11 protein-coding genes and 1 riboswitch are annotated in these 12685 nt (G+C 70.7%); of the genes, 4 read left to right on the forward strand and 7 right to left on the reverse strand.

Annotation, left to right across the window (positions count from 1 at the left end):
* Nucleotides 1–158: 158 nt before the first annotated feature.
* Genes BLT23_RS11050 through BLT23_RS42020 form a run of 5 tightly spaced genes read right to left on the reverse strand, consistent with a single transcriptional unit; the run spans nucleotide 159 to nucleotide 6348 of the window.
* Nucleotides 159–3893, reverse strand: a complete 3735-nt coding sequence (locus tag BLT23_RS11050; protein WP_090048195.1) for an ABC transporter ATP-binding protein — start codon at nucleotides 3891–3893, stop codon at nucleotides 159–161.
* A gap of 26 nt (nucleotides 3894–3919) precedes the next feature.
* Nucleotides 3920–4792, reverse strand: a complete 873-nt coding sequence (locus tag BLT23_RS11055) for a hypothetical protein (protein WP_090048196.1) — start codon at nucleotides 4790–4792, stop codon at nucleotides 3920–3922.
* On the reverse strand, nucleotides 4792–5751 hold the full coding sequence (locus tag BLT23_RS11060) for an ABC transporter ATP-binding protein (RefSeq protein WP_090048197.1): 960 nt from the start codon (nucleotides 5749–5751) through the stop codon (nucleotides 4792–4794). The genes BLT23_RS11055 and BLT23_RS11060 overlap by 1 nt, the downstream gene beginning before the upstream one ends.
* Before the next feature lie 22 nt (nucleotides 5752–5773).
* Nucleotides 5774–6223: a hypothetical protein gene (locus BLT23_RS11065; protein ID WP_245743892.1), complete on the reverse strand. Its 450-nt coding sequence runs from the start codon at nucleotides 6221–6223 to the stop codon at nucleotides 5774–5776.
* Nucleotides 6223–6348 (reverse strand): hypothetical protein, encoded by a 126-nt coding sequence (locus BLT23_RS42020; protein WP_281248831.1) that lies wholly within the window; start codon nucleotides 6346–6348, stop codon nucleotides 6223–6225. The genes BLT23_RS11065 and BLT23_RS42020 overlap by 1 nt, the downstream gene beginning before the upstream one ends.
* 445 nt (nucleotides 6349–6793) lie before the next feature.
* On the opposite strand from BLT23_RS42020, the gene BLT23_RS11075 reads away from it, so the two are divergent.
* Nucleotides 6794–8245: an MFS transporter gene (locus tag BLT23_RS11075; RefSeq protein ID WP_090048198.1), complete on the forward strand. Its 1452-nt coding sequence runs from the start codon at nucleotides 6794–6796 to the stop codon at nucleotides 8243–8245.
* Nucleotides 8246–8255: 10 nt separating this feature from the next.
* Nucleotides 8256–8936: a TetR/AcrR family transcriptional regulator gene (locus BLT23_RS39970; protein ID WP_176946688.1), complete on the forward strand. Its 681-nt coding sequence runs from the start codon at nucleotides 8256–8258 to the stop codon at nucleotides 8934–8936.
* Between the two features lie 55 nt (nucleotides 8937–8991).
* On the opposite strand, the gene ald is transcribed toward BLT23_RS39970, so the two are convergent.
* Nucleotides 8992–10104 (reverse strand): alanine dehydrogenase, encoded by a 1113-nt coding sequence (gene ald / locus BLT23_RS11090; protein WP_090048200.1) that lies wholly within the window; start codon nucleotides 10102–10104, stop codon nucleotides 8992–8994.
* A 225-nt stretch (nucleotides 10105–10329) separates the two neighbouring features.
* Nucleotides 10330–10424: riboswitch (glycine riboswitch) on the forward strand.
* Nucleotides 10425–10487: 63 nt separating this feature from the next.
* On the opposite strand from ald, the gene gcvH reads away from it, so the two are divergent.
* Nucleotides 10488–10871 carry a glycine cleavage system protein GcvH gene (gene gcvH / locus BLT23_RS11095; RefSeq protein ID WP_090048201.1) on the forward strand — a complete coding sequence of 128 codons (384 nt, stop codon included), beginning with the start codon at nucleotides 10488–10490 and terminating at the stop codon, nucleotides 10869–10871.
* Between the two features lie 40 nt (nucleotides 10872–10911).
* The gene (locus tag BLT23_RS11100; protein WP_090048202.1) at nucleotides 10912–12276 is read left to right on the forward strand and encodes an L-serine ammonia-lyase; all 1365 of its coding nucleotides are present in this window, start codon (nucleotides 10912–10914) and stop codon (nucleotides 12274–12276) included.
* A 3-nt stretch (nucleotides 12277–12279) separates the two neighbouring features.
* Here the strand turns inward: BLT23_RS11100 and BLT23_RS11105 are convergent, their stop codons facing one another.
* The gene (locus BLT23_RS11105) at nucleotides 12280–12654 is read right to left on the reverse strand and encodes a winged helix-turn-helix transcriptional regulator (RefSeq protein ID WP_090048203.1); all 375 of its coding nucleotides are present in this window, start codon (nucleotides 12652–12654) and stop codon (nucleotides 12280–12282) included.
* Between the last annotated feature and the right edge of the window lie 31 nt (nucleotides 12655–12685).

The raw sequence follows: 12685 nt of genomic DNA on the forward strand, positions 1-12685 counted from the left end.
GCGGAGGGGTGGAAAGGGCGGGAAGCGCGGGAGACGGGAGGCATGCGGAGCGGGGCGGCACGGCGATCTGGAGGGCACCGGCTACAGGAGACGCGCCCTCAGACCCGCCACGGCGTTGAACAATCCCGGCCCCAGCGGGGGAGCCGCGTCAATCCCAGCTACGAAGCACCGCTCCCATGCCGCCACAACCGCGCATAAACCCCGTCCAACGACAGCAACTCCTCATGGCTACCAAGCTCAACAACCCGCCCACCAGCCAAAACGACGATCCGATCAGCCCGAGCCGCGGTAGCCAGCCGATGAGCGACCACGAAGGTCGTCCGGGCCCCAGCCAAATGATCACTGGCGGCCAGCACCGCGGACTCGGTAGCCGGATCCAAAGCGGCAGTGGCCTCGTCCAGCAAGAGCACGTCCGGCTGCACCAGCTCAGCCCGAGCAAGGGCCACCAACTGCCGCTGACCAGCAGAAAGGTTGCCACCCCGCTCGCCGACGGCCTGGCGGAACCCGTGAGGCAGGCCGGCGACCATCGGAAGGGCCCCAACAGCCTCCACGGCCTGCTGGACGTCCTTCTCGGTCGCCGAGGGACGGCCGTAGGCGACGTTGCCGGCCACGTCGCCGCCGAACAGGTGGGCTTCCTGCGGGACCACGCCGAGGCGTTGGCGGTAGGCGGGCAGGTCGTACTCGCGGACGTCCACGCCGTCGACCTCGACGGTGCCGGTGGTGGCGTCGTAGAAGCGGGCGATCAGCTTGACCAGGGTCGACTTGCCCGCGCCGGTCTCGCCGACCAGTGCCACCGTCTCGCCCGGCCGGACGTGCAGGGTCACGTCGGAGAGGGCCGGTTCGTCCGCTCCCCGGTAGGTGAACGAGACGCCGGTCAGGCGCACCTCACCGCGCAGGCGCTCCGGGACCGGGACGGGGGTGGCCGGGGGTTCGACGCTGGTCGGGGTGCGGAGCAGGTCGCCGATGCGGCGCAGGCCCACACGGGCCTGCTGGTAGCCGTCGAAGACGCCGGAGAGCTGCTGGATCGGGCTGAAGAACAGGCCCAGGTACAGCAGGAACGCCAGCAGGACGCCCGGTGTGAGGGTGCCGGTGGCGACGCGGTGCGCGCCCACGGCCAGCACGACGGCCTGGGCCACGCCCGACAGCATCGCCACGAACGGGAAGTACGTGGCGATGTAGCGCTGCGCGCGCAGACGGGAGCGGCGGTAGGCGTCGCTGCGTTCGGCGAAGGCTTCCGCCGAGCGGCGTTCCCTGGTGTACGCCTGGGAGACGCGCAGGCCGGAGACGTTCTCCTGGAGGTCGGCGTTCACCGCGCTGACCCGCTCGCGGGCCTCCGCGTAGGCGGTGGAGGACAGACGCTGGAACACGACAGTCGCGGCCACCAGGACCGGCAGCACCGACAGGGCGATCAGCGCCAGCGACGCGTCGGTGACGACCAGGGCCGCGGTGATGCCGACGACCGTGACCAGGCTGATCACGGCGGTGACCAGGCCGGTCTGCAGGAACGTCGACAGGGCGTCGACGTCCGTCGTCATCCTCGTCATGATGCGGCCGGCCATCTCGCGCTCGTAGTAATCGAGGCCGAGGCGTTGCAGGTGCGAGTAGCTGCGCACGCGCAGCAGGTACAGCAGGCGCTCGCCCAGGCGGGCGGCGTAGACGGTGCTGCTCGCCGTCGTCAGCCAGCCGATGGCGACCAGGGCCACGCCGAGGCCGACGGCCAGCCACAACGACGACTGGGTGCCCGTCGTGACGCCGCCGTCCACGCCCAGGCGCACCAGGGCGGGCAGGCCCATGCCGACCAGCGCGTCCAGCACCACGAGGGCCGCCACGCCCGCCAGGGCCCAGCGGACCGGGCGCAGCAGGCGGGCCAGCCGGAAGCCGGGGTCGGGGGCGCGCGGGTCCTCGCCGTGCAGGACCGGTTCCTCCGTCGCGGGAGGTAGTTTGCGGACCTGGGCCAGCAGTTCCGGGGTCGGCGGGCCACCGGCCAGCGCCGCCATGCCGCCGCCCGCACCACCGCCCCCACCGGCACCGCGGCGGCCGGACGCGGCGGGCGACGACGTCTTGGCCTCGTCGATCAGGCGCTGGTCGAGGTCTTCCTGCGACACCTGCGGCCACAGCTCACCGGTCCGCGCGGGCCGGGCCGACTCGATCGCCTCACCGGGACCCGCCAGCAGGTCGCGGTACAGCGCGCAGCGCTCCGTGAGCTCCTCGTGCGTGCCGACGTCGACCACCCGGCCCGCGTCGAGCACGGCGATCCGGTCGGCCAGCGAGAGCGTCGAACGCCGGTGGGCGATCAGCAGCGTCGTGCGGTTCGCCGTCACCGAGGCGAGCGTCGCGTGGATCGCGGCCTCGGTCGCGTTGTCCACCGCGGACGTCGCGTCGTCCAGCACCAGCACGCGCGGGTCGGACAGCAGGGCACGGGCGAGGGCCACGCGCTGGCGCTGACCACCCGACAGCGTCAGCCCGCGTTCGCCGACCACCGTGTCGTAGCCGTCTTGCAGCGCCTCGATGAAGTCGTGGGCCTCCGCGGCCTTCGCGGCGCGCTCCACCTCCTCGCGAGACGCGTCAGGACGGCCGTACGCGATGTTCGCGAACACGGTGTCGGAGAACAGGAACGCCTCCTCGAACACCACGCCCACCGCGCCGCGCAACGACTCCAGCCGCAACGTCCGCACGTCCGCGCCACCGATCCGCACGGCACCGGAGTGCACGTCGTAGAAGCGGGGCAGCAGCAACGACACCGTCGACTTGCCGGACCCCGCGGTGCCGACCAGCGCCAGCGTCTCGCCGGGCTCCACCGAGACCGAGAAGTCGCGCAGCACCGGCTCGCTGCGCGCGTAGCCGAACGTCACGCCCGAGAACGACACCGCGAGCGGCCCGGACGGCACCTCACCCGGCCCGTCCGTCACGTCCGGCTGCGAGTCGATCAGCTCGTACACCCGCTCCACCCCGGCGCGGGCGAGCTGGGCGGACACCATCAGGCTCGACAGCAGCCGCGTCGGTCCCACCAGGTTCGCCACGTACGTCGTGAACGCGAGGAACGTGCCGAGCGTGACCTGCCCGTGCAACGCCAGCCAGCCGCCCAGGCCCAGCACCGCGACCTGCCCGAGCAGCGGCAGCGCCGTCACGGTCGCGAGGGGCTTCGACGACAGCCGGGCCGTCCGCATCCGTTCCGCGAAGAGCGAGCGGGCGTGCTTCTCCAGCCGCGCGACCTCCCGCGCCTCCTGCCCGAAGCCCTTCACCACGCGCACGCCGGTGACGGTCTCCTCGACGTGCTGGGCCAGGTCGGCTGCCCGCTGCTGCGCCGACCAGGTGGCCGGGAACAGCGTGAGCCTGGTGCGCCCGGCGAGCCACGCCACCAGCGGCAGCACGATCACCGCGATGATCGTCAACGGCACCGACAGGTAGATCATCGCGGCGAGCGCGGCCAGCGCGAACACGACGGTGCCGACCGCCAGCGGCGCCATCATCAGCAACGACTGCACGAGCTGCAGGTCGGTGATCGACCGCGACACGATCTGGCCGGTGCGCATCTCGTCCTGCTTGGCGCCGTCGAGCCGCTGCACCGCCGAGAACACGCCCAGCCGCAGGTCGTGCTGCACGCCCAGCGCCAGCCGCCCGCCCAGGTAGCGGCGCAGGAACGCCGACCCGAACGTGAGCAGCTCCAGCACGATCAGCGCGACCATCAGCGGCCACAGCCGGTCGGTGCGGCCCTCGGTGGAGTCGTCGACGGCGGTCTTGAGCAGCAACGGCCCCGCCGCCTGGAGACCCACGCCGACGACCGCGGCGAGGACCGACAGCACCACCAGTCGGGGGTGCTGCCAGCACGCTGCGGTCAGTCGGCGGATCCAGCCCTTCGTCACGGGACCCACAGTACGGTCGGGGTCCGACATAAAATCGTGACGTCAGTCGTCGCAGGTCAGGTGATGTCCTTCGCCTGCGTGACGGCCCAGCCGCCCGCGAAGACGACCCCGGACCAGAGCAGGAACACGATCCCGGACAGCCACCAGTCCTGCGCCCCGGAAGCACCGGCGATGGCCCGCAGCACGTCCTCGATCTCCGGCGGCACGACACCGGCCGCCGACAGGAACAGGTCGACCGAGACCGACCCGGTGAGCCCGTTGATCGACCCGTTGGGCAGGAACCCGATGACCGCGGGCACCTCCAGGTACGCGAGCACGCCGTGCAGCACGTTCTCGATCACCAGGAAGTACAGCAGCAGGAGCACGACCGCCCCCGCCACGTTCGGGATCAGCGCGCCGACGCCGACGCCGAACATCGTCATGAGGATCGACGACAGCACGCAGACCAGCGTGAGCATCGCCCAGCCACCGGCGTCCGGCAGCTGCCCCGGCGAGCTGGTGAGCGCCACGCCGACGCCGAGGAACAGCATGATCGCGAGGCCGTAGATCGCGCCCCACAGCACGTAGACCAGCATCTTCGCCAGCAGGGCGTGCATCCGCGACGGCGCCGTCAGGAACGTCGTCGTGATCGTCCGCCTGCTGATCTCGCTCGAGATCGCCATCGCGCCGAAGACCATCGGGAAGATCGTCGAGACGTTGATCGCCCGCGCCATGCCGAACAGCGACACCTTCCACTGGTCCGGCGTGACGCCCAGGAAGTCCGACACCTCGTCGACGTCGCCGGACGACGCGAAGTCCACGAAGAACTGCCCCAGCATCCCGGTCGCGAGGCCCCAGCCGAGCGCCAGCACCGCGGTCGGGATCAGCAGACCCCACCACAGGCCGGTCGTCGTGGTCTTGCGGAGCTCCGCCCCTACGAGGTTGCCCATCAGTGCCAACCACCCTGCTGTTGCTGCTGCTGATACGGCGCCGGTGCGTAGCCGGCGTACTGGCCACTGGTGAGCTGGAAGAACAACCGTTCGAGGTCGACCTGCTCCTCCTGGATGCCGTAGATCGACACACCCGCCTTCAACGCGGTGTCCGCGACCTGCTTGGACTCCACACCGGACACGGCGAGCCTGCCGTCGGGCAGCTGTTCGATCGCCTGCACTCCCTCGGCGCGCAGCGCGGTCGCGAGCGCGTTGAGGTCCGACGGCTGCACGAGGACGCGCTTCTGCTGCGACTGCCGCAGCTGCTGCAACGGCCCGTAGAACATCGTCTGCCCGCGCGAGATGATCACGACCTGGTCGACGGTCTGCTCCACCTCGGCCAGCAGGTGGCTGGAGATCAGCACCGTGCGCCCCATACGCGCGTACGACTGCAGGAACGTGCGCAGCCACGCGATGCCCTCGGGGTCGAGGCCGTTCGCCGGCTCGTCGAGCACGAGCACCTGCGGGTCGCCGAGCAGCGCCGTGGCGAGCGCCAGCCGCTGCTTCATGCCCAGGGAGAAACCGCCCACCTTGCGGTCGGCGGCGCTGCCGAGGCCGACCAGGCCGATGACCTGGTCGGCCTGCGCATCGGGCACGCCGATGGCCGACGCGTACACGCGCAGGTGGTTGCGGGCCGTGCGGGCGGGGTGGAACCCCTGCGCCTCCAGCACCGCCCCCACCACGCGGCCGGGCTGGCCGAGCTGGTGGAACGGTCGCCCGTTGATCGTCGCCGTGCCGCTCGTGGGTTTCACCAGACCCAGCAGCATCCGCAGGGTCGTCGTCTTGCCGGCGCCGTTCGGGCCGAGGAAGCCCGTCACGCTGCCGGGTGACACGGTGAAGCTCAGGTTCTGCACCGCGGTCACCGGACCGAACTGCTTGGTCAGGTTCTGGACCGCGATGAGGCCGCTGCCGTCATGCATGCGGCCCATCCTGCCTGAAAGGTCAGTCCGGCAAGGCGTGCTTCGGCCGGGACACGACCGGCGCCCGGTGCACCCCTGGTGGTGCGCCGCGCAGGACCGGCAGTTCGGTGGTCATCTCCGAGACCGCCTCGCGCGGCGGTTCCACCGGGAGGTCGACGATGCCCGACCGGGTGAACGGGTTGCGCAACGGCCGCCGCCGTTCGCGGTGCGTCATCCCTTCGCCGATCAGGTGCTGGTGCGCCATGTTCCACACCTGGCACGGCCACCTGCGCCGCCGCAACCAGCCGGGACACACCTTGCAACGGCTGTCCTCGTCGGGCTGGTGCACGGTCAGCAGCAGCCGCCAGCCGTCCGCGAGCCGGTGGATCTCCGCGCGGGCGAGCGGGACCAGCGCCTCCGCCTCGCCCTGTTCGGCCGCCTCGTCCAGCAGTGCCAGGCGGTGCAGCACCGCGTCACGCAGGGTCTCGTCCATCACATCTTCGCCGTGGCCTGGTCGAGCAGCGAGCCCAGCCGGCGGGTCTGGGTGGCCGACATCACAGCCGTCTCGCCCGGTGGCGTGACCAGCAGCACCCGGTCGTTCTCCACCAGCACGGTCATGGATCTGTCCCGACCGAACGGGTCGTGGCAGTGGATCCATCCCTGTGGTTCAGCCATGGAATCTCCTATCAAGGGACGCCCGACTCCTCTTCATCGGCCGTCGCCCCTGCTCGCCGCACCGGAAGGCCGGGATTTCACTCGTTTGCTGGACGAGTCCCGCACGGGCAGTGGTCCAGTCGGGGAAACTTTTCCGTCGCGTTTGGGCGGGGCGGCTGGGCGCGCCCCGGGCAAGCCCGCTATATTTGGTCTCGGCGGCCCCGCTCCCAGTGACCCCCAGGCTGGTTGAGCGCGGCCGCCCTTTAAGTTCCTGGCCCTTTTCGGCCGCGTCTCGTGATCCATCCTCCGGCCGTCTCCGGCTGTCAACGCGCCTGCCCCTGCGTCAAAACCTGTTGCGCCCGCGCCTCTCGTACGCTGTAAGTTGCTCGTACACCGTAAGGGGGACGACATGACTTCGACGACCGAGGAGGTCGGGGTGCGCCCGCACCCGCAGCGCTGGGCCGTGCTCGGCGTGCTGTGCCTGTCCGTGATGGTCGTGGTGCTGGACAACACCGTCCTGAACGTGGCGATCCCGTCGATCTCCACCGGTCTGGGCGCCGGCACCGCCGACATCCAGTGGATGATCAACGCCTACTCGCTCGCGCTGGCGGGCCTGCTGCTCACGACCGGTGCGCTGAGCGACAGGTTCGGTCGCAAGAAGGCGCTGCTGGCCGGGCTGGTCCTGTTCGGCGCGGGCAGTGCCGCGGCCGCCTACGCGACCTCGTCGGAGGCGCTGATCGCGGCACGCGGGTTCATGGGCGTCGGCGCCGCCGTGCTGATGCCGGGCACGCTCGCCGTGCTGATGCAGCTGTTCGACGACCGGGAACGCCCCAAGGCCATCGGCATCTGGGCCGCCGTGACGAGCCTCGGTTTCGCGGCCGGGCCGGTGATCGGCGGTGCGCTGATCAAGCACTTCTGGTGGGGCTCGGTGTTCCTGATCAACGTGCCGGTGGCGGTCCTCGCCGTCGCGGCCGTCGCGACGCTCGTGCCGGAGTCCAAGGACCCGGCCGTGCGCAGGCCCGACGTGGTCGGCTCGATCCTGTCGATCATCGGCATGGTGTCGCTCGTGTACGCCGTGATCGAGGTGCCGGAGCACGGGTTCGGCTCGGCCGAGTTCGGCGTGCCGGTCGCGCTCGGTCTCGTGGCGATGACCGGGTTCGCGTTGTGGGAGCGGCACACCGCCGAGCCGATGCTCGACCTCGGGTTCTTCCGCAACCGCCGGTTCACCGGCGCGGTCGCCTCCGGCGTGCTCGCCGCGTTCGGCATGGCGGGCTCGCTCTTCCTGCTGACGCAGCACCTCCAGGGCGTGCTCGGCTACAGCCCGCTGGAGGCCGGTGTGCGCGTGGCGCCGATGGCGGTCGCGTTGCTCATCACCAGCAACACCTTGGGACAGCTCGTGGTCAGGCTCGGCACGGGCAGGGCGATGCTGCTCGGCATGACGATCGTCGCGGCCGGTGTGGCGCTGCTGTCGATCGGCACGACCTACCCGCCGACGCTCGCCGGGCTGGTCCTCATCGGCGTCGGAGTCGGTGTGTCCCAACCGGTCGCGGTCAACGCGTTGATGGGCTCGATCCCGCCGGAACGCGCCGGCATCGCCTCCGGGCTGTCGGGGACGCTGACGGAGCTGGGCTCGTCGTTCGGCATCGCCGTGCTCGGGGCACTGCTGTCGGCGCGGTTCGTGGCGTCACTGCCGGACGGCGTGCCGGGACGGTCGTTGAGCGAGGCGCTGCACAGCGGCGCGGACGTCACCGCGGTGCGCGACGCGTTCTCCGACGGCATGAGCGCCAGCCTGATGATCGGTGCGGTCGCCGTGTTCCTGGGAGGTGTCGTGGCCAGCGTCTTGCTCCGGCGTGACGCCTAGGATCGCTGATGTGGAGAGCGTGTGGTTCAGCAAACCCAGGCCCGGTGGCGGTCAGCCCCTCGGCCTGAGCCGGGCGGCGATCGTCCGCAAGGCGCTGGAGGTGCTGGACCAGCACGGCCTGCAGAAGCTGTCCATGCGCAAGCTCGCCGCGGAGCTGGGCGCGGCGCCCATGTCGCTCTACTGGCACGTCCCGACGAAGGACGCGCTGATCGAGCTCTGCCTCGACGAGGTCTTCGGCGAGTTCGAGCTGCCGGACCCAGAGACGGACTGGGAGACGGCGGTGCGCGGCACCATGCACGCGTTCCGCGCCATCGCCCACCGGCACCCGTGGTGGGTCAAGACCATCGGTGAGTACAACACCATCGGCCCGAACGCGGTGGCGTACGCCGACTCGATGTTCGAGCCGATGCTGCGGGCGGGCCTGGAGATGTCCGTGGCGGCGCAGTCCATCTCCACGGTGGCCAGCTACGTCACCGGGTACGTGATGGCCGAGGTGAACTTCATCGGCAGCGGCGGCATGGACGGCCCGCCGCCGGACCTCGGCAAGCTCGCCGACCTGTACCGGGAGAAGCACCCGAACTACGTCAAGATGCTGGACGAGCAGGAGATCTGGTCGCTGGAGAGCCAGTTCGACTTCGGACTCGACTGCGTGATCGAGGGCGTCAAGGCGCGGGTCGCGACCCTCAGGTAGCCGAAACCCCCGCAGCGTTGCTCGCGTGCGGGGGCCTCATTCATTCAGGTGGCTTCTAGATCACGGACTCCAGCGGTGTGTGCGCGAGGCCGGTCGCCTCGGCCACCGGGCCGTTGGTCAGCTGTCCGGCGTGGACGTTCAGGCCGAGGGCCAACGAACGGTCGTCCTTCAGCGCCTGCTCCCAGCCCTTGTCGGCCAGCGCCACGGCGTAGGGCAGCGTCACGTTGGTCAGCGCGTAGGTCGAGGTGCGCGGGACGGCGCCCGGCATGTTCGCCACGCAGTAGAACACCGTGTCGTGCACCTCGTAGGTCGGCTCGGCGTGCGTGGTGGGACGCGAGTCCTCGAAGCAGCCGCCCTGGTCGATCGCGATGTCGACGAGCACCGAACCCGGCTTCATCTGGGCGACGAGCGCGTTCGAGACGAGCTTCGGGGCCGCGGCGCCCGGCACCAGCACGGCGCCGATGACCAGGTCAGCCTCGCGGACGGCCTGCTCGACGGAGAACGCGGTGGAGGCGAGCGTGCGCAGGCGGCCCTGGAACTGGGCGTCGATCTGGCGCAGGCGGTCGACGTTGGTGTCGAGGATCTGCACGTCCGCGCCCATGCCCACGGCGATCGTCGCGGCGTTGAGGCCCGCCACGCCACCGCCGATGACGACCACGCGGGCCGGGGCGACACCGGGGACGCCGCCGGGCAGCACGCCGCGGCCGCCGGAGGGCTTCATCAGCGAGAACGCGCCGACCTGCGGGGCCAGCCTGCCCGCGACCTCGGACATCGGGGCGAGCAGCGGCAGCGCGCGGTTCGGCAGCTGGACCGTCTCGTAGGCGATGGCGGTGGTGCCGGACGCGAGCAGCGCCTCGGTCAGCGGCTTGTCGGCGGCGAGGTGCAGGTAGGTGAAGAGGGTCTGGCCGGAGCGCAGCCGCGGGTACTCCTCGGCGATCGGCTCCTTGACCTTGAGGACCAGGTCGCCCTCCGCCCACACGTCGTCGGCGGTCGCGAGGACCTTCGCACCGGCGGCGAGGTACTCCTCGTCGGTGATCGCGGAGCCCAGACCGGCGCCCTGCTCGACGAACACGTCGTGCCCGCGGCTGGTCAGCTCGTGCGCACCGGCAGGGGTGAGCGCGACGCGGTACTCGTGGTTCTTGATCTCGCGAGGAACTGCGATCCGCACGATGACTCCTCCGTTCGGTGGCCGACATCTCACAATGTGGGGCAGGGGGAAGGTCATGTCACTGTGCTGGTCGCACTATCCGGCACCCTCGGGGTTGTTCAGTCAGGACGAAGCCACTCGCGTCCCGGCCGCGTGTGACTCGACCTCGCCCGCGTTGACACCCGGCCGTGGCCCCACATAGCGTGCGCCCGAGAACTGAACAACGGCCGCGGCGCGCACAGCGCCACAACCCGGGTGGGAGAGACCTCGACGCACAGCGGTCGGGGCGCCGAAGGGGCAAGCTCCCGCACACTCTCAGGCAGCAAGACCGCCCGGGGTAGGCAACTCTGCACGGCGGAGGGGGCGCAAGTGTCCCCTGACCGTCACCGCACAGAGGAGTCGCCGTGCAGTTCCCCGAGAACCTTCTCTACACCGCCGAACACGAGTGGGTCGACTGGACTCCGGGTACCCAGGACCCGTTGACCTGCGGGATCACCGAGTACGCCGCCGACGCGCTCGGGGACATCGTCTTCGTCCAGCTGCCGGAGGTCGGGGCGAAGGTCGTCACGAACGCGGTGTGCGGTGAGCTCGAGTCCACCAAGTCCGTCAGCGACCTGTACTCGCCCGTCACCGGCGAGGTGATCGAGGTCAACACCGCCGCCGCCGACGACCCGTCGCTCATCAACGACGACCCGTACGGCGACGGCTGGCTGTTCAGGGTCCGCGTCGAGTCGGCGGAGAACCTGCTCACCGCGGCCAAGTACGCCGAGCTCACCAAGTCCGACTGAGATGCTCCCGCCCCACCGCCGCACCACGAAGGACTGATCAATGGCGATCAGCGTTTTCGACCTCTTCTCCGTCGGCATCGGGCCGTCCAGCTCCCACACGGTCGGCCCGATGCGGGCGGCGGCGATGTTCGTCGGCAAGCTCGGCGAGCGCGCGTCCGAAGTGGACCGCGTGCACGTCGAGCTGTTCGGCTCGCTCGGCGCGACCGGGCACGGCCACGGCAGCCCCAAGGCCGTCTTCCTCGGCCTGGAGGGCAACCTGCCGGAGGAGGTCGACCCGGCGGCCGCGGCCGTCCGCGTCGAGGAGATCATCACGAGCGGACGGCTGCGGCTCGGCGGCCGCCACGAGATCGCCTTCGCGCACGACCGCGACCTCGTCATGCACCGCCGCAAGTCGCTCCCGTTGCACCCCAACGGGATGAGCTTCGAGGCGTTCCGCGGCGGCGAGTCCGTCGAGCACGCCGTCTACTACTCGATCGGCGGCGGGTTCGTCGTCGACGAGAACGCCTCCGGCACCGACCGGATCAAGCCCGACACCACGTCGCTGCCGCACCCGTTCCTGACCGGCGACGAGCTGCTCGCCCGCTGCCGCGAGACCGGCCTGTCCATCAGCGAGATCATGATGGCCAACGAGCTGGCCTGGCGGACCGAGGACGAGGTGCGCCAGGGCCTGCTGCACATCTGGCACGTCATGCAGGAGTGCGTCGAACGCGGCTGCACCGAGCAGGGCGTGTTGCCCGGCGGCCTCAAGGTCCGCCGCCGCGCCGCCGAGATGCGCAAGAGGCTGGAGGGTGAGCACTTCGCCACCGACCCGCTGCGCGTCATGGACTGGGTCACGCTCTTCGCCCTCGCCGTCAACGAGGAGAACGCCGCGGGCGGCCGGGTGGTCACCGCGCCGACCAACGGCGCCGCCGGCATCGTTCCCGCCGTCCTGCACTACTACACGCGGTTCGTGCCGGGCGCGAACGACGACGGCGTGATCCGGTTCCTGCTCACGGCGGGCGCGATCGGCGTGCTGTTCAAGGAGAACGCCTCGATCTCCGGCGCCGAGGTCGGCTGCCAGGGCGAGGTCGGCTCCGCCTGCTCGATGGCGGCGGGCGGCCTCGCCGAGGTCCTCGGCGGCACGCCGGAACAGGTCGAGAACGCGGCCGAGATCGCGATGGAGCACAACCTCGGCCTCACCTGCGACCCGATCGGCGGCCTGGTGCAGATCCCGTGCATCGAACGCAACGCCGTCGCGTCCATCAAGGCGATCACGGCCGTGCGCATGGCTTTGCGTGGCGACGGCTCGCACTTCGTGTCGCTCGACAAGGTCATCAAGACCATGCGCGACACGGGCAAGGACATGTCGGTCAAGTACAAGGAGACGGCCCGCGGCGGACTCGCCGTGAACGTCATCGAGTGCTGAGCCTCAGCGGGCGTCGTACGCCCGCTGCGCCGCCTCCACCTCGGGCATCCGCTCCATCAGGAGGTGGATCAACGCGAGCAGCCGCTCGGCCGTCTCCCGGCCGAGCGGTGTGAGGCTGTAGTCGACCCGCGGCGGGGTGGTGGGTTGCGCGTCGCGGTGCACCAGCCCGTCGCGTTCCAACGCCTGCAACGTCTGGGACAGCATCTTCTCGCTGATCCCGTCGACGCGCCTGCGCAGCTCGTTGAACCGCAGCGGGCCGTCCACGAGCGCGCCCAGCGTCAGGCCGCCCCACCGGCCGGTGACGTGCTCCAGCAAGGGACGTGACGGGCACGCCCTCGCGAACACGTTGTACTCCACACCGGCACGATAGCTGGTCACAGCACGAGTGTGAGGGCCCTCCACGTCGGAG

The sequence above is a fragment of the Lentzea fradiae genome, assembly GCF_900100955.1.
Lineage (GTDB): Bacteria > Actinomycetota > Actinomycetes > Mycobacteriales > Pseudonocardiaceae > Lentzea > Lentzea fradiae.

Coding starts and splice junctions, on each gene's coding strand:
- BLT23_RS42020 (WP_281248831.1), bottom strand. CDS start 6,348: ATGACCGTGCTGGTGGAGAACGACCGGGTGCTGCTGGTCACGCCACCG.
- BLT23_RS11075 (WP_090048198.1), top strand. CDS start 6,794: ATGACTTCGACGACCGAGGAGGTCGGGGTGCGCCCGCACCCGCAGCGC.
- BLT23_RS11055 (WP_090048196.1), bottom strand. CDS start 4,792: ATGGGCAACCTCGTAGGGGCGGAGCTCCGCAAGACCACGACGACCGGC.
- BLT23_RS11065 (WP_245743892.1), bottom strand. CDS start 6,223: ATGGACGAGACCCTGCGTGACGCGGTGCTGCACCGCCTGGCACTGCTG.
- BLT23_RS11050 (WP_090048195.1), bottom strand. CDS start 3,893: ATGTCGGACCCCGACCGTACTGTGGGTCCCGTGACGAAGGGCTGGATC.
- BLT23_RS11100 (WP_090048202.1), top strand. CDS start 10,912: ATGGCGATCAGCGTTTTCGACCTCTTCTCCGTCGGCATCGGGCCGTCC.
- BLT23_RS11060 (WP_090048197.1), bottom strand. CDS start 5,751: ATGCATGACGGCAGCGGCCTCATCGCGGTCCAGAACCTGACCAAGCAG.